This is a genomic window from Metabacillus kandeliae (assembly GCF_021166585.1).
Classification (GTDB): domain Bacteria; phylum Bacillota; class Bacilli; order Bacillales; family Bacillaceae; genus Metabacillus_B; species Metabacillus_B kandeliae.
Window position 1 is genome coordinate 334,568 of record NZ_JAJOZE010000003.1, and the last position, 16,489, is coordinate 351,056.

The 16,489-nt window shown below is 42.3% G+C and carries 18 protein-coding genes; 7 read left to right on the forward strand and 11 right to left on the reverse strand.

What is annotated here, in order from left to right:
- Positions 1-153: 153 nt before the first annotated feature.
- Positions 154-501, forward strand: a complete 348-nt coding sequence (locus LRR81_RS10860) for a general stress protein (RefSeq protein ID WP_231789389.1) — start codon at positions 154-156, stop codon at positions 499-501.
- Positions 502-541: 40 nt separating this feature from the next.
- Here LRR81_RS10860 and LRR81_RS10865 read toward each other — a convergent pair whose 3' ends face one another.
- From LRR81_RS10865 to LRR81_RS10880, 4 genes are all read right to left on the reverse strand, one after another.
- Positions 542-1,231, reverse strand: coding sequence for a uracil-DNA glycosylase (locus LRR81_RS10865; RefSeq protein ID WP_231789390.1), 690 nt, complete (start codon positions 1,229-1,231; stop codon positions 542-544).
- A gap of 24 nt (positions 1,232-1,255) precedes the next feature.
- Positions 1,256-1,555, reverse strand: coding sequence for an ArsR/SmtB family transcription factor (locus tag LRR81_RS10870; protein WP_231789391.1), 300 nt, complete (start codon positions 1,553-1,555; stop codon positions 1,256-1,258).
- Positions 1,556-1,570: 15 nt separating this feature from the next.
- The gene (locus LRR81_RS10875) at positions 1,571-2,341 is read right to left on the reverse strand and encodes an SDR family NAD(P)-dependent oxidoreductase (protein ID WP_231789392.1); all 771 of its coding nucleotides are present in this window, start codon (positions 2,339-2,341) and stop codon (positions 1,571-1,573) included.
- A gap of 88 nt (positions 2,342-2,429) precedes the next feature.
- Positions 2,430-3,254: a glycosyltransferase family 2 protein gene (locus LRR81_RS10880; protein WP_231789393.1), complete on the reverse strand. Its 825-nt coding sequence runs from the start codon at positions 3,252-3,254 to the stop codon at positions 2,430-2,432.
- A gap of 160 nt (positions 3,255-3,414) precedes the next feature.
- Here LRR81_RS10880 and LRR81_RS10885 point away from each other — a divergent pair, with 160 nt between their 5' ends.
- The 3 genes from LRR81_RS10885 (at position 3,415) to LRR81_RS10895 (ending at position 5,458) form a co-directional block, all read left to right on the forward strand.
- The gene (locus tag LRR81_RS10885; protein ID WP_231789394.1) at positions 3,415-3,741 is read left to right on the forward strand and encodes a general stress protein; all 327 of its coding nucleotides are present in this window, start codon (positions 3,415-3,417) and stop codon (positions 3,739-3,741) included.
- 195 nt (positions 3,742-3,936) lie between these two features.
- Positions 3,937-4,503, forward strand: a complete 567-nt coding sequence (locus LRR81_RS10890; RefSeq protein ID WP_231789395.1) for a L,D-transpeptidase — start codon at positions 3,937-3,939, stop codon at positions 4,501-4,503.
- A gap of 139 nt (positions 4,504-4,642) precedes the next feature.
- On the forward strand, positions 4,643-5,458 hold the full coding sequence (locus tag LRR81_RS10895; protein ID WP_231789396.1) for a bifunctional hydroxymethylpyrimidine kinase/phosphomethylpyrimidine kinase: 816 nt from the start codon (positions 4,643-4,645) through the stop codon (positions 5,456-5,458).
- 696 nt (positions 5,459-6,154) lie between these two features.
- Here LRR81_RS10895 and nfsA read toward each other — a convergent pair.
- The 3 genes from nfsA to LRR81_RS10910 form a co-directional block, all read right to left on the reverse strand.
- Positions 6,155-6,901 carry an oxygen-insensitive NADPH nitroreductase gene (gene nfsA / locus LRR81_RS10900; RefSeq protein WP_231789397.1) on the reverse strand — a complete coding sequence of 249 codons (747 nt, stop codon included), beginning with the start codon at positions 6,899-6,901 and terminating at the stop codon, positions 6,155-6,157.
- A 14-nt stretch (positions 6,902-6,915) separates the two neighbouring features.
- On the reverse strand, positions 6,916-7,779 hold the full coding sequence (locus tag LRR81_RS10905) for a fructosamine kinase family protein (RefSeq protein ID WP_231789398.1): 864 nt from the start codon (positions 7,777-7,779) through the stop codon (positions 6,916-6,918).
- A gap of 128 nt (positions 7,780-7,907) precedes the next feature.
- Entirely contained in the window at positions 7,908-9,104 is a 1,197-nt protein-coding gene (locus LRR81_RS10910; protein ID WP_231789399.1) for an MFS transporter, read from the reverse strand.
- Positions 9,105-9,449: 345 nt separating this feature from the next.
- Between LRR81_RS10910 and LRR81_RS10915 the strand changes: the two genes are divergently transcribed.
- On the forward strand, positions 9,450-9,761 hold the full coding sequence (locus LRR81_RS10915) for a spore morphogenesis/germination protein YwcE (RefSeq protein ID WP_231789400.1): 312 nt from the start codon (positions 9,450-9,452) through the stop codon (positions 9,759-9,761).
- Positions 9,762-9,919: 158 nt separating this feature from the next.
- Here the strand turns inward: LRR81_RS10915 and qoxD are convergent, their stop codons facing one another.
- Genes qoxD through qoxA form a run of 4 tightly spaced genes read right to left on the reverse strand, consistent with a single transcriptional unit; the run spans position 9,920 to position 13,829 of the window.
- Positions 9,920-10,285, reverse strand: a complete 366-nt coding sequence (gene qoxD / locus LRR81_RS10920) for a cytochrome aa3 quinol oxidase subunit IV (protein ID WP_231789401.1) — start codon at positions 10,283-10,285, stop codon at positions 9,920-9,922.
- The gene (qoxC, locus tag LRR81_RS10925; protein WP_231789402.1) at positions 10,285-10,902 is read right to left on the reverse strand and encodes a cytochrome aa3 quinol oxidase subunit III; all 618 of its coding nucleotides are present in this window, start codon (positions 10,900-10,902) and stop codon (positions 10,285-10,287) included. The genes qoxD and qoxC overlap by 1 nt, the downstream gene beginning before the upstream one ends.
- A gap of 14 nt (positions 10,903-10,916) precedes the next feature.
- Positions 10,917-12,863, reverse strand: a complete 1,947-nt coding sequence (qoxB, locus tag LRR81_RS10930; protein ID WP_231789403.1) for a cytochrome aa3 quinol oxidase subunit I — start codon at positions 12,861-12,863, stop codon at positions 10,917-10,919.
- A gap of 18 nt (positions 12,864-12,881) precedes the next feature.
- The gene (gene qoxA, locus LRR81_RS10935) at positions 12,882-13,829 is read right to left on the reverse strand and encodes a cytochrome aa3 quinol oxidase subunit II (RefSeq protein ID WP_408631597.1); all 948 of its coding nucleotides are present in this window, start codon (positions 13,827-13,829) and stop codon (positions 12,882-12,884) included.
- Positions 13,830-14,220: 391 nt separating this feature from the next.
- On the opposite strand from qoxA, the gene LRR81_RS10940 reads away from it, so the two are divergent.
- A complete protein-coding gene (locus tag LRR81_RS10940; protein WP_231789405.1) occupies positions 14,221-14,433 on the forward strand; it encodes a hypothetical protein in 213 nt (70 codons plus the stop codon).
- Positions 14,434-14,838: 405 nt separating this feature from the next.
- Positions 14,839-16,488: a PTS transporter subunit IIBC gene (locus tag LRR81_RS10945; RefSeq protein ID WP_231789406.1), complete on the forward strand. Its 1,650-nt coding sequence runs from the start codon at positions 14,839-14,841 to the stop codon at positions 16,486-16,488.
- Position 16,489 lies beyond the last annotated feature (1 nt).

Here is a 16,489-nt window from a genome sequence, read left to right on the forward strand (position 1 = left end):
TCTGTTTACCACCTCAGTCGCTTGATAAACGTCCCGAAAAGCAATTGGTAAGAAAGGGCTAAACATAGGGTTATGGTTCAATTGTCTCGATGTTTGACAAGTGAATAGGCAGGTAAAAGAAGTAAAAACAGTCTGAGGAGGCCAATATAAAAAATGAAGCCATTTATAAGAGAATACGTCAACGATGCCCTTTTGAAGCAGGATGTTCTGGAATTGAAGGGGAAGGGAGTTGCCCCAGAGGATATTTATGTGCTGTCGCATGATGACGAACGGACAAACAGGGTAGCAGATGATGCCAATGCCAATACGATCGGCATCAGTGAAATGGGAATTGGTGAAGCTGTAGGCAATCTTTTCAGCAAAAAAGGGGATGAGCTTCGCAGCAAGCTTTCTGAGGTTGGCTTTACAGAAGATGAAGCATCTTCTTATGAGGAAAAGCTTGATGAAGGAAAAGTTCTGCTTATTATAACGGATCATGAAAAAACTGGCGGCCTGCTCTAATAGAAAAAAACTGGCCTAATAAAAGGCCAGTTTTTTTATGTCAGAGAGAGGCATCTTCATCTGATATGCACCAGTCAATTTCGTCCTCGCCAGCCCTTTTCAAATATCCATTAGCTTTTGAGAAGGGTTTGCTTCCAAAAAAGCCTCTGCTGGCTGAAAAGGGACTTGGATGGGGAGATTCAATAATAAAGTGCTTGCCGGTATCAATGATTTCTTTTTTTGCTTGAGCGTGCTTTCCCCAAAGAATAAAGACCACCGGTTTTTCCCTGCTGTTCAATCCTTTGATGACTTCATCTGTGAACTGCTCCCACCCTTTTCCCTTATGGGAGTTTGCTTCACCTTTCCTTACAGTGAGAACGGTGTTGAGAAGCAAAACGCCTTCTTTTGCCCATTTGACAAGGGAACCGTGATTTGGCTCATCACATCCTAAGTCCTCTTTCATTTCAATAAAAATGTTTCTTAAAGACGGCGGCTTGCCTGTTCCCGGCTTTACAGAAAAGCTAAGGCCGTGCGCCTGGCCCTGACCGTGATAGGGATCCTGTCCAAGAATGACTGCTTTTACTTTGTGAAAGGGTGTTAAATGCAGAGCATTAAAAATATCATATTTGTCAGGGTAAATACTTCCTGATTGATATTCCTGCTTTAAGAATTCTCTTAAATGCTGGTAATAGCTTTCCTGAAATTGCTTTTTTAGGACCGGCTCCCAGTCATTCTCCAGTATCTGATTCAACCTGGTTTCCCCCTTAAGCTGCGATTATAGGCATGTTTCTTCGACAAGAGAGGTCAATTTTTTTAATAGTCCTACAGACTCTTCCAGTTCAAGAGAATAATAGCGTTTTGTCCCCTGCTGCTCAATGGAGACAAGCCCCTGGTCTTTCATGATCTTTAAATGATGCGATATAGCCGGGCGCGATAAACGGGACTGATCGGCAATTTCGTTTACCGTCAGTTTTTCCGTTTCGGCCAGCAATAAAATGATATCCTGCCTTGCGGGATCGCCAAGTGCATGGAATAGCGGGATGCAGGAACGAAATGTCTGTATCGCTTCGTCCATCCCTTCCACCCCTTTCTAGGCTCGTTCCTGTGTTCGCCTGACAATTTCAGCAACTGTTTTTCTCGGCATAAACCGGACTGCCTGAGCCAATAATTTATTTTTATTACCTGGAATAATAACTGTTTTCTTTTTTTTCAACCCGCTGATTGCGCTGTCTGCAACCTGACCGGATGTCATGACTCCTGACTGAAACAGCTTGGAAGAGCCAAGCTCTGCCCTTTCACTGAATCCCGTGCTTGTCGGGCCTGGACAGAGGACTGATACATGTACCCCGGTGCCTTTGCATTCTTGCTCCAGCGCTTCACTAAATGATAACACATAAGCTTTTGTAGCGTAATAAACAGCCATCAGCGGACCAGGCTGAAAAGCCGCTGTTGAAGCAACATTTAAAATCTGTCCTTTGCCTTCCTTCAGCATGTCAGGAAGAATAAGCTTTGTTAGCAATGTGACTGTTTTGATGTTTAAGTCAATCATGTTCAGCTCTTCTTCTGCACTTGTTTGATGAAAGTCCCCAAAAAGGCCAAAGCCAGCGTTATTAATCAGCAAATCTACTTTTATTCCCTCGTTTTGCAGTTCCCGGTAAAGTTCGTGAACCTCTTCCATTCTGCTCAAATCTTTTCTTTTAATAATTACTGAATGAGGGGAAAGCTCCTGCTGAATTTCAAGCAGTTTCTTTTCACTGCGGGCTGCGAGAACAAGCTGATAGCCATCCTTTGCAAGTCTTACAGCAAGCTCCAAACCAATTCCTCCGGATGCTCCTGTTATTAAAGCTGTTTTCCGTTCCATATTTACCACTCCTAATTAGTTTATATGTTTAAGTACTTAAACATATAATAATATAGAAAGGGCCGTCTGTAAAGTTAAAATCCCCCGTCTAAATAGACAGAGGATTTTCGATAGAAGCAAGCCGCGAAACAATCGGCTTTCCGTCCCACAGGATGGCACTCTCTGCTTCTCTGCTTTTCAATTCCGGTTCTTCCAGCAGCAGAAAGAAATTTTTGCTTGGCAGATGGCCTAATCCATGTTTTCGGCAAAGCTTCTTTAGGTATTCATTTCTTTTGCCGCTTGTATCATTTGACTGCTGGCTGCTTGTTTCAGAGAACGAATACAAAACACCAGCTGAAGGAACGCGTTTTGTATGATATTTCTCTGAGACCCTTAATATAAAGTCCCAATCCCAGTAGTTGTGCATGTCAGGATCAAACAGCCCGACTTTTTCGTGAATTTCTTTTCTGTAAAGACTGCCAGAGGGAACATAGGTAGAAAAACGGCGCATGGCAAGCTTGTCATCATGATAAGCAAACAGCCTTCTATGCTGAGGAATTCGGGAGCTGCCAACAGTTTTAAAAGAAACAATCTCCGCATCTGAATAAACAAAGTCTGCTGTTTCAAGCGCCTTTGCCATTCTTTCAATATGCTCAGGCAAAATTAGATCATCATCGTCCATTAGCAGAATGGCATTTCCTTTTGCTCTTTTTATTCCTTCATTCCGGGCGATAACATGACCTGAATTTTTATTCAGACTGATGATTTTTATAGGAAGTTCAGGATAAAGAGCTGCCAGATCAGCCGGTTCTTCTCCTGCATCATTTACTACTAGTATTTCTAAGGCCTTCTTTGTCTGCCTTAGAAGAGCCTCAAATAGTTCTGCAAGCTCCACTCTGCGATTATATGCCGTCACGACCACTGAAACTTTCATATCGTCAGCTCCACCCGTTTATTTCTTATTTAACCACAGTTGGTATGTTATTACATTTCATAGTCTGTTAGACCTTGATTTTGCTTTTATATGTTTTCTCCCTGTCTTGCAGCGGGTAAAGGATGAACGGAATAGATAAGAATAGAAGGAGCTGAAGAAAATGAGAACTTTTGTTATTGAAAATGGTGTACAGGCAGTTGAAAAAATTAAAAGCTTGGAAGCAGAAGGAATTACGAAAGATAGCATATATTTGCTTGCACATGATCCGAAGCGGTCGGAAGACCTGACCGAAGGAACGCATACTCATGAAGTGGGCATGTCTAATGAAGGTATCTTCAATTCTGTTGCGAATGTATTTCGTTCCCGCGGTGATGAACTCCGCTCCAAAATGGTGTCTCTTGGTCTGTCACAGACTGAAGCAGAACAGATGGAAGAGCAGCTTGACGAAGGTAAAGTTCTATTAATTGCACAGGAGAATGAAATTTAATTTAAGGCCAGGTTAGCTGGATATTGATTTTTAAGCAGACGCCTGTGTACTGAAAGCAGCAGCCAGATTTAACAGAGTCTAATTAAAAAGCCGCAAAAGCGGCTTTTTTTCATGAAAAAAGGGACAAGTTTTTACATTATTTTCTATCCCCTTCTGTTACAGTTAATAAAAAAGCTAAAAAAAGGGGATAGGTCAATGAAAAAAATTTGGGGATTGCTGATCGCTGTCCTTCTGTTTTCGGCAGCAGCTGTTCCGCCGCCTGTTCAAGCGGCAGACAGCCAATTAATTATTATTAATAAAAGTACAAATACACTGGCTTTCTTTGATAACGGGAAGCTTCAGAAGGTTTTTAAAGTGGCGACTGGAAAGAATGACAGTCTTACACCTGAGGGTACCTTTTCTATTGTGAATAAGATAAAAAACCGCCCTTACTATAAATCGCATATACCGGGAGGCAGCAAGCTAAATCCTCTTGGAGACAGATGGCTTGGCCTCAATGCAAGAGGCACTTATGGAACAACCTATGCTATCCATGGCAACAATAATTCAGGGTCGATCGGAAAATACATCAGCGGAGGATGTGTCCGCATGTACAATCAAGATGTGCATTGGCTTTTTGATCATGTCCGTACGTATACAAAAGTTAAAATTCTTCATTCTTCCAAATCCTTTCCTGTCATAGCTGCATCTGCCGGATACAAGGTGGCTTCAGCACCTGCTGCCGCTGATAAAAGGACAGGCTCCTTCTTTTGGAAAAAATAGCAGTGGCAAGATAGGCTGCCAGCAGGCGGCTTTTTTTTTGCAATAAAGAGGATCCAAATTCACCCAACTTTAATATCAGGGAATCTATTGATATAATAATTTTATATTCTTTTCCTAAATGGATGGAGGTCGTTCAAGTATGACAATGCCTAAAGCATTAACGATAGCCGGTTCTGATTCAAGCGGCGGTGCAGGCATACAGGCAGATTTAAAAACAATGCAGGAATTCGGAGTTTACGGAATGTCAGCTCTGACTGTCATTGTAGCAATGGATCCTCATAACGAGTGGAATCATCAGGTTTTCCCTGTTGATTTAGATATGATTAAACCCCAGCTCGCAACGATTGTTGAAGGAATCGGTGTGGATGCAGTCAAAACAGGCATGCTTCCAACTGTCGAAATTATTCAGCTTGCTGCTGAAACCATCAAAAAGCATAATCTGAAAAATGTAGTAGTCGATCCAGTTATGGTTTGCAAGGGAGCGGATGAAGTATTGTATCCTGACCTTGCTGATGCATTGCGCGATATTTTAAGCCCGCTTGCAACAATTGTAACTCCGAACCTGTTTGAAGCTGGACAAATGAGCGGCATCGGCACGATCACTACAATCGATCAAATGAAAGAGGCAGCCCGCATCATTCATGAAAAAGGCACCCCTTTCGTTCTGGTTAAAGGCGGCGGCAAGCTGGAGCATGAAAAGGCCGTTGATGTGCTGTATGATGGAGAAAGCTTTGAAGTTTTGGAAGGCGAACGCATTGATACTTCTTATACACATGGTGCCGGCTGTACGTATTCCTCAGCTATTGCCTCTGGACTTGCCAAAGGGCTTGCTCCGAAAGAAGCTATTTATGAAGCAAAGAAATTTATGACAGCAGCTATACGTCATTCTTTCCCGCTTAATGAATATGTTGGGCCGACGAATCATGCAGCCCTTCGCTTATATGGGGAGAAATAAGACAAAAGCCGGACTGACTGTCCGGCTTTTCTTCTGTCTGCTTTTCCCTAATAAAATTGTTATACACAAGAGTTGATTTTCTGCCATCTGTTGATAGATTGAATAGCTTTCTGTTGATAACATGTGGTTATCTCCTAAATTCGAGTTTTTCCGTCAAATATTTCAGTTATTAACAGTCTGTTTTGACAATACGAACAATTTATCCACAGAACTTATCAACATATCCACATTTTTTGTCCACATTTAGTAGGGGAACGTTCATTCCCTACTATATCTATTTTTTAAAACCTTCCTATTCACAGGGTCTGTGAATAACTCAATTTTCCCAGCCCAAAATTCCTAAATTGCCCAGTAACTAGCATTTTTTTACTCCTGCAGGCATATAGATTTGCTAAAATACTAGAAAAAAGATGGAGGAAATCCTTCTATGCCGGAGCTTTTCTTCTTTATCCTCATTACTTATACCTTTTGCTTTGCTTCGTTTACTGTTCTTTTTTATTTTCTTCATAAGAAAGCTAGCCATAGAAGCCCTTTTAGCAGAGCTTCTGAAGATACTGTTGATTATTTGATTAAGCTTCCAGCGAGCTGGATTTTTTCAGCATTTTATTTTATCGTTCTGCTTTTTTCATTTCCCATCTGGATCCTATATAGAAGAAAATAAAGGAAGACACCGGACCAATCCGGATGCCTTCCTTTTTACTTATTGCCGAATCCTTTTTTATTAACAAACTCCTTCATGTACATGCGTGATGGATGAGAGAGCATCGCAGCCATTTGGCCTGTCCACGTATCAGATCTGGCGCCAGCTGTTCTGCCTGTGTAATATTCGCTTACAATTCTATTGTACTCTTCAAGCTGCTCCCAATGCTTTTCATCTGGCAGATAAGTGTCTTCATGATAAACGCCTCCGATTGGAAGCCTTGGTTTCACTCCCGGGTTTTGAGCCGGATAGCCAACAGCCAAACCGAATAAAGGAATGACCCTGTCAGGCGTTTTCAATATTTCTGCTACTCCATCCAGATGATTGCGAAGCCCTCCAATATAGCAGATTCCCATGCCCATCGATTCAGCTGCAACAGCAGCATTTTGAGCTGCAAGCGCCGCATCTATGACGGCAACCATAAATTTCTCGGTACTTTCGAGGGCTGTTTCAATCTCTGCTCCTTCCTTTTCTCCAAGAAGCTCATGTCTGTGCAGGTCAGCGCAAAAGACGAAAAAATGCCCATTTTCAGCTACATATTGCTGGTTTCCAGCCAGTTCAGACAATTTTTGCTTCTTCACAGGGTCTTTTACACCTATTATGGAATAAGCCTGCACAAAGCTTGATGAGGATGCAGCCTGTGCACTTCTGACAATGGTGGTGATTTCTTCGTCTGACAAGGGCCTGTCTTCAAATTTTCTGATAGAGCGATGCTGCAGCATTCTTTCAATTGTTTCATTCATAGTAAGCCCTCCTGTTATATGTATCTTTTCACAGCTTGATCTACAGCACTTCCGTATGTCTCGCCAAATAAATTTAAATGAACAAGCAAAAAGTAGAGCTGGTAAAGCTGCTTTCTCTCTTCGTATTCAGGTGAAAGCGGCATAATTTCATTGTAAGCACTATAAAAGTCTGCATTGAAGCCGCCAAAAAGTTCTGTAAAAGCTATCTCCATTTCATGATCACCGTAAAATACAGAAGGATCGATCAAATAAGGCTTTCCATTCGGCCCAGCTATCCAGTTGCCTCCCCATAAGTCTCCATGAAGCAAGGAAGGAATCGGATTTGATGGAATCCAGCGGTGCAGAGAAGAAAGCAATTTTTCAAGCTTATCTCCTCTTCCATTGGAAAGTCTTCCTTTTTCACCGGCAAGCCTGATTTGAGGATATAGTCTCTTCATCCTGTAGTATTCTTCCCAATCATCATGCCAGCCATTAGGCTGCGGCAGCCTGCCGATAAATGAATCTGACCCGTACCCATATTGCTTTCCTGCAGTTTGGTGCATTTGCGCTGCATCCTGCCCCAGCAGCATGTCTGTCTTCTTAAGCTTTGGGCCGCTCTGAATCCATTCCAGCACAAGCACACCATGTCTTCCTTCATGCTCCAGAGCTAATACATCAGGTACGGAAGCAGTATGAGTGTTTCGTATTTCATTGAGCCCATTTGCCTCTGACTCAAAAAAGCCTTCAGGAATATGGCTGTTATGCTTTACAAAATAAGTTTTCCTCAAAGTCTGCACTCTGTACGCCTCGTTAATGTCACCGCCTGAAACCGGCTGGCACTTTGTTATTTCCGAGTTATCGCCAAGGCTGTGCAAAGCTTTTTCAATTAGGGAAATCATCTGCTGTCACTCCTGCCGGTTAAAGTACCGTTAGAGTACATGAACAGACACTCTTGAGTCAATTAAACTGCTGTTTTCAACATGCTAAAAAGACAGACCTCATTTGCATGGTCTGCCTCTTTCTTCTATCAGGCTTTCTGAACTTTTGTTTCTTTTCCAAAAAATAATACGGCAAAAGCTCCAATTATTACAGCTGCACAAAAGACGCTGAAAATCGCGTGAATCGAAAACTTCGCTTCGAGCATATACCCTGCTGCAAGGGGGCCGAGAATGCCGCCGACCCTTCCAAAGGCTGCTGCCATGCCTGAACCAGTCCCTCTGATGGCGGAAGGATACTGTTCAGGGGTGTATGCATAAAGAGCACCCCATGCCCCGAGGTTAAAGAAGGAAAGCAATATTCCCCCTGCCAGGAGCATGCCAAGAGATCCGGCATAGCCAAAAATCAAGGCGCTTGCCGCCGTTCCTGCAAGGTATGCCACAAGCACAAATTTTCTTCCGGCTCTTTCTATCAGCCAGGCAGCCGAATAATATCCGGGAAGCTGGGCAAGTGTCATAATAAGCACATACTGAAAGCTTTTTACCATGCTGAACCCTTTTAAAACCATGACACTTGGCAGCCATAGAAACATGCCGTAGTATGAGAAGACTACACAGAACCAGAGCACCCAAAGCATGGCAGTTTGCGAACTGTAAGGCTTTCCCCAAACACTTTTCATGTTCTGGAAAATCGTCTTTTTTTCTTGAAGTTTCATGTATTCAGGAGAATCAGGAAGGTTTCTTCTTAAATATATGACATAAAGGGCTGGAATGGCTGTGATGAGAAGGGCAATTCTCCAGCCTGCCGACGGGATGACAAAATAGGAAATGAGGGCAGCCAGCAGCCATCCGAAAGCCCAAAAGCTTTCAAGCAGCACAACGATTCTGCCTCTGTCCTTTTCAGGCACGCTTTCTGAAACAAGAGTGGATGCTACAGGCAGCTCGCCGCCTAGACCCATTCCAATAAAGAAGCGAAGAATTAAAAAGACAGCCAGAGAAGAAACAGCTGCTGAGATGCCGCTGCCGATTGTAAATAAAAGCAGTGTAATCATAAACACGTTTTTGCGCCCGATGCGGTCTGCCATAAGACCAAAAATTAGAGCTCCGACTGCCATGCCAATGGAATTGACAGAACCGATCCAGGACATCTGCGAAGCGGTCAGACTCCATTCTTTTTGCAGGGCCGCTATTATAAAGGATAATATCCCAACATCCAGTGCATCGAATAACCAGCCGGTGCCGGCGATGCCCAGAAGCTTTCGCTGGGACAGCTTTTGAACTTTTTCCATAATTCCCTCCATGCTTAGATGGTTTTTAGCCATAGCTGTTTATTGTTTCGTTTTTTAAAATTACAGGATTCTAAAAAGATCTTTTTTATTATGCCATACCCGCCCCTTTCAGGAAAGAATTTGATAATAAGGAATATATATTTGCCTGTCCCATATACTTTCAGTGAATAAACAAAAGAAAAAAGGCAAAAATACCATTTACAAGGAAATTCTTTTATAAAGTTCTTTAATATTCAGAATTTTATGATATAATAACTGTAACAAAAAGTTCACAATTTGGATAAAATGTTGTCACAAGTTGTTCCTTTTTGTAAGCGGTAACAAAACGATAAGGAGTTGAATAAGATGGATGTATTTGTAGTCTATTTATTCATTATTACGGCAACTCCCCTGTTTTTATGGATAGAAAGAAGACGGCTGGCCATCTTTCACATTCCGTTCATTGCTGGAATCTGGGCCTACTTCATTCTCTACCTTACCGGTGCGCTTGACTCAATGAACCATGTAATCCTTAACTCTTTCTTCGTAGCAAACGTCCTTTTTGCACATCTATCCGCTTTCTTGATTTACGCTTATCCCGCCATTAAAAAGGCAAGGGCATCAGCTGAATTAACAGAAGAAAGCATTCCTACTCCTCCACCTACCGTCGTTGAATAAAAGCCGGCATTGTCAGACTGATTTAGAGAGCAGTAATCATGACTGCCGCGATCGGTCTGATTTTCTTTTGCCCTTTTTTAACAGCGATTTAACAGGGTGTCCCTCTTCTCTGCCTAGCAAAAAAACTCCCCGCTATTTTAACGGGGAGTTTTTATCTTTTACTTATCCATATTTTCCATCTTATGCTGATCATGATTCATGTTTTCCATATGCTTGCTGTGTCCCATTGTGATCCAGACAGATCCTAAAACGAAAGCAAGAGCGATGAAGGCTGAAAACACCATGGTGACAACCTGCCATCTTCCAGTGTCGCTTTCAGTAACATGCATGAACATGATTAACTGAACAGCCGCCTGGAAAAAGGCAAAAACGAAAATAATGACAAGCTTAGCGGTAGTGCTCAGGTCTGTACTTAACCCAACCCAAAGCGCCACAAGTGTGAAGATAATAGATAAAGCAAAACCAATAACGTGATTCCATGGGAAATGATCATGTGAAGCTGCTGCTGTTTTATTAGTAGCCATTATTTCAACACCATCCCCATCAAGTATACTCCGGAGAAGATGAAGATCCAGACAACATCAAGAAAGTGCCAGTAAAGGCTGGTAATGAACAGCTTTGAAGCGTTGGCTGGAACCAGTCCTCTTCTTGATACTTGAATTAATATCAGCGTAATCCAGCAAATTCCGACGGATACGTGAAGACCATGAGTACCTGCCAGAACAAAGAATCCGGACCAGAAAGCACTCGTCGGGATCGAAGCCCCTTCATGAATATAATGAACAAATTCATTAACCTCATAGCCTACAAAGCCAAGGCCTAGAAGCAGGGTAATAATCATCCAGACCATAACGCCTTTTTTATTATGGCGTCTTAATTCGTGAATGGCCAGGCCGCAAGTGAATGAGCTTGTTAAAAGCAGGAACGTCATAATCAGGACACCCTTCACTTCAAACATTTCACCAGGTGTCGGGCCTTTTGCTGTTTGATCAAACAAAACAAAATAAGTAGTAAAGAGAGTGGAGAAAAGCGCAATCTCCGCTCCCAGGAAGATCCAGAAGCCAAGAATATTTAACCGGCCTTGATGGTCCTGATATTCCAGCGGCGTGTTAGAACCTTCGAATGATTCAGTATGCTCCATATTCCACGCCTCCTTTAAACGGTTGCCCGTTTTTCTGTTTCTTTTATTTCTTCAACACTGACATAGAAGCCGTTGTCAATTTCAAGAGATCTCTTGATCATGCAGGCAAATATGCCGAGAAGTCCGACAATAGCCATAGGGAACAGCGAGAAGACCAAACCGAACCCTGCAATGCCGAAGCAAACAGATATAATAAGCGGTGTTCCGGAATTATTCGGCATATGAATCGGCTTGTATTCTTTAGGCTCTGCATTAGGCTGCTTTTCTTTCTTCATTCTCCAGAAAGCATCCATTCCAGTCACAACTGGATCTTCTGCAAAGTTGTAGAAAGGAGGCACTGCGCTTGATGTAGCCCATTCAAGCGTACGTCCATCCCATGCATCGCCTGTTTTTTCGCGCTCTGCATAACGGGCGCTCCAATAAACGTTGTACACAAGAACAACAAAGCCGACACCCATAGCAAAAGCACCAATTGTTGCAATTACGTTCAGTGCCTGCCAGTTGTCGCCTGCCGTATAAGTGCTGATCCGGCGCGGCATTCCCGCAAGTCCTAAGAAGAACATTGGGAAGAAGCAGACGTTGAATCCGATTGTAAAGATCCAGAAGCTTACTTTTCCGATTGCTTCGTTCAGCTTGAAGCCGAACATTTTTGGCCACCAGTAATATAAACCTGACAAGCAGGCAAATACTGTACCGGCAATCAATACATAGTGAAAGTGGGCGATCAGGAAGTAAGTGTTATGGTACTGGTAATCGGCAGAAGCCATCGCCAGCATAACCCCTGTTACCCCACCGATTGTAAACGTTGGAATAAAGGCTAACGCCCAAAGCATAGATGTTGTAAATTTAATGCGTCCTTTATAAAGAGTAAACAGCCAGTTAAAGATCTTAACCCCTGTCGGAATAGCAATAGCCATTGTAGTGATAGAGAAGATCGTGTTAACACCTGTGCTGTTGCCCATCGTAAAGAAGTGATGGACCCAAACAACGAAACTTAGAACGGTAATACCGACCATTGAGGCAACCATTGCTTTGTATCCGAAAAGCGATTTTCTTGAGAAGGTTGCAATAACCTCTGAGAAAATACCGAATGCCGGCAAAATAACGATGTATACCTCAGGATGTCCCCAAATCCAGAACAGGTTGGCCCATAGCATCGGGCTGCCCCCGGCTGTCAGTGTAAAGAAGTGAGAACCGAAAAGACGGTCAAATGTTTGAAGTGCAAGAGCTACAGTCAATACTGGGAATGCAAACACGATGATGACACATGTGATCAGCGTTGCCCATGTAAACATCGGCATCCTCATAAGCGTCATGCCTTTTGCACGCATTTTAAGGATGGTTACACCGAAGTTAATCCCTGTTAACAGAGTACCGATACCGGCTATCTGAAGACCGAGCAAGTAGAAGTTCTGCCCTGGTCCAGGGCTCATCTCGTTTCCTGCAAGCGGCATATAAGCTGTCCACCCTGCTGAAGGAGACCCCCCGAAAACGAATGAAATGTTAAACAGCATTGCTCCTACAAAAAATGACCAGAAGCTGAGCGCATTGATATATGGGAATGCAACGTCACGGGCACCGATTTGCAATGGCACAGCAACGTTCATCAAACCGATCAGGAACGGCATCGCCATAAACAAAATCATAATTGTTCCGTGTGTTGTAAAAATTTCATTGTAATGCTGCGGTGTTAAGAATTTCAGTCCAGGCAGCGCAACCTGCGTCCGCATTAAAAGTGCATCTACCCCGCCGCGGAAAAGCATTAGAAGGGCTGCAATAATGTACATGATCCCAAGTTTTTTATGGTCAACAGTAGTCAGATATTCTGACCAAAGCCACTTCCATTTTTTAAAATAAGTTAATCCGAAGATGATGCCGATTGTTGTTAGGGCAATGGAAATTTGCGCGCCGATAATCAGCGGATCATCCAAGATTAAGTTATTTTTAATAAAATCTATCATTACTTTGCTCCTCCTCTCTTATTTGTTTAGTTCGTCTCCAGTATCTTTTTTCTCTTCCTGTCTAGGCTTAGCACTGTTTTCCTGGTAGTCAATGCCGTATTTCTTGCGGACATTTAGAGCATACTCAGGATCTTTTGCAATATCTACCCACTGATAATGAGTGCCGGAGAATGTCATCGGCTTGTCAACAGGTCCAGGAAGCATTAATTTTTCGAATTGCTTTTCAGTCAGCTTAGGAGCGGATTTTTGCTTTTCTGCCCACTGTTTAAATTTTTGCTCTGATTCGGCATGCACATCAAAGCGCATGTTATTGAAGCCTTCACCAGTAAAGTTGGCATTTCGGCCTTTATAAATTCCAGGCTCATCAGCTTCAAGATAAAGCTTCATTTCCATGCCTGACATATTGTACTTCTGTCCGCCAAGCTGAGGAATCCAGAAGGATGCCATCGTATCAGCAGATGTAAGTCTGAATTGAATCGGACGATCTACCGGGATATGGATATAGTTTACTGTCTCTATATTCTCCTCCGGATAGCTGAAAATATATTTCCAATCCACTGATGTGGCGTAAATAACCAAAGGCTTCTTGTCTTTGGATTCAGCCGGAGGCTCTTCTAGGCTATATATGGTCCTAACGGTTGGAATGGACAATGCGATAACGATGATAACTGGAATAACTGTCCACATAATTTCAAGAAACTTGCTGCCTTCCATCTCTGGAGGCTCCTGTCCAAGATTACTTTTTCTTTCCCTGAATTTAATAACGATGAGAGTAAAAAGTACAAAGACAACCACTATGATTAAAAGCATAAAAACAATGGACAATAAAATAAGGTCCCTTTGCTGTGCAGCAACAGGCCCCTTAGGGTCAAGAACTACCATTGGCTTACAGCCGCCCAATAAAAAAACCGACATTGATGCTAACAGAAAAAATATCGGCCTTATCACTTTAACCAATAGGTTCACCTTCCTTCCCGTATGTCTGAAAATATAGAAATAATAACTATCGAAAAAGCAAAAAGGGACATAAGAATCCATTAAAGCTTTTACCCTTATGCTAACAAAGAATAACCACGTTAAATACACTTTACTTGAAGTTGTCAAACAAACTTCACAAATTGAAGTAAAAATTAGACACAATTCGTTCAAATATTTGACAGTAAATTCAATTAAAGTGCTTCTTTTTCCTTTATTCGACAAAATTATTTTTTATATTAATAAAATATCACTTTCTCTTCCAAAATAGAATAACTTTAAAGAATTTATCGTAAAACTGTCACATTTCACCTGGAATGAGTTTCATACTTCGCCAATAAAGGTATGAAATGAACAAATGAGCTGAATTGAGGTGAATGTTATGGCAGAAGAAAAGAAGCCTTTACGCAGCAATAAAGATCACGAGCATCCTGAGCAGCTGGATACTGAGAACCCCAGCCAGCTTGACGCAGACGACAGTGAAATGAACGTCGATTCCATCCCGCTTGAGGATTTGAAGCAGGATATGCAGGATGAAAAAAAGAAACATAAAACAAAGAAGAATTCAGGAACTGATGATAAGCATACGTATTGACTGATAGAGCCGGCTTTTAGAAGCCGGCTTTTTTAATGCCGTCAGGATGTGATCGGATTGTCAAAGAACAATTCCTTTATTTTTATAATGCCTAACTTTACAGAAAGGTTAACTGGTTAGTTTTTGAAATTCATGCTTGCACAGTATGGGGGAATATGAGGGAGAACCGCGCACTAAAGATATAAGCTGCAAATACCTCGTTTTTCAAACCCTTTTTGCGTGCGGAATCATAAAGTAATAAATGAGCCTAAAAAAATGATTGCTTCTCCAATAACTTTTTATTAAGATAGTAAGTGCAAACGATTGCACTAGCATTATTAGCTAAAAACCTTTTTCTCAGTAAAATGAAATTCTCATTATTTTTTCATTGAAATGTAAGCACATTCATTAAAGGAGGCGTAAAAAATGAGAAGCTTTTTTTCGTTCGATTTTTGGCAAAAATTCGGAAAAGCACTAATGGTTGTTGTAGCAGTTATGCCTGCTGCTGGAATTATGATCTCTCTTGGCAAGCTTGTCGGAATGATCGGTGGAGATATCGTTTTAGTGCAAGCGATTGCACGAGTGATGGAGGATATTGGCTGGGGAGTAATCACAAACCTTCACATTCTCTTCGCAGTTGCAATAGGAGGCTCTTGGGCAAAGGAACGCGCTGGCGGTGCATTTGCGGCATTGATTGCCTTTGTATTAATTAACCGCATCACTGGGTCGATTTTTGGAGTCAGTGCAGATATGCTGGCAGATCCAAACGCAGCAGTTAAGTCGTTATTTGGACAGGATATTCTTGTAAAGGATTACTTCACTTCCATTCTCGGTCCTCCAGCCTTGAATATGGGTGTTTTTGTAGGGATCATTTCAGGTTTTCTAGGAGCCAATCTTTTCAACAGGTATTACAATTACAGCAAATTGCCTGATGCTTTATCCTTCTTTAACGGAAAGCGTTTTGTGCCATTTACAGTTATCGGCGGCTCTATTGTAACCGCTATCTTGCTATCTCTTGTTTGGCCATTTATTCAGGGCCTTTTGAATGATTTCGGAAAGTGGATTGCTGCTTCTAAAGATTCCGCTCCGTTTGTTGCTCCATTCATTTATGGAACGCTTGAGCGTCTGCTGCTTCCTTTCGGATTGCATCATATGCTGACTGTGCCGATTAACTATACATCTCTTGGCGGAACATATACGATTTTAACAGGGGCTTCCAAGGGCTCAGTTGTAGCAGGACAGGACCCGCTCTGGCTGGCATGGGTGGCTGATTTGAATAACTTCCTTTCCTCCGGCGATACAAAAAGCTATCAGCAGCTGCTTGACACTGTTCACCCTGCGCGCTTTAAAGTAGGACAGATGATTATTTCCTGTGCATCTTTGATCGGTATCGCTGTTGCCATGTACCGCAATGTGGACCCTGATAAGCGCAAAAAATACAAATCCATGTTCTTATCTGCAGGATTGGCTGTTTTCCTCACTGGTGTTACAGAACCGATTGAATTTATGTTTATGTTCGCAGCACCGCTTCTTTACATTGTATACGCAATTACTACCGGTCTCGGCTTTGCTCTGGCTGATTTAATCAACCTGCGTGTGCACTCTTTCGGGGCCATTGAATTGCTGACCCGCACCCCGATGATTATCAAGGCCGGCTTGTGGCTTGATTTGCTTAACTTTATTATTGCCTGCGCTATCTTTTTCGGACTGAACTTCTTTGCAGCAAACTTCCTGATCAAGAAGTTTAACTTCCCGACTCCAGGCCGCAATGGCAACTATCTGGATAATGAAGAAGCACCTGAAGCATCATCTGCTGATTCAAAAACTTCAGGAAGCGATGAATTGGCACCGGTGATTATCGGTCTTTTAGGAGGCGCATCTAATATTGAGGATGTGGATGCCTGCATGACAAGACTTCGCGTAACAGTTAAGGACCCTTCCAAAGTTGGATCTGAGGCAGCCTGGAAAGAAACCGGGGCACTTGGCCTTATTGTGAAAAATAAAGGGGTACAGGCAATTTACGGCCCTAAAGCTGATGTAATTAAGTCAAACATTCAAGATTCCCTTGGAGCATAAG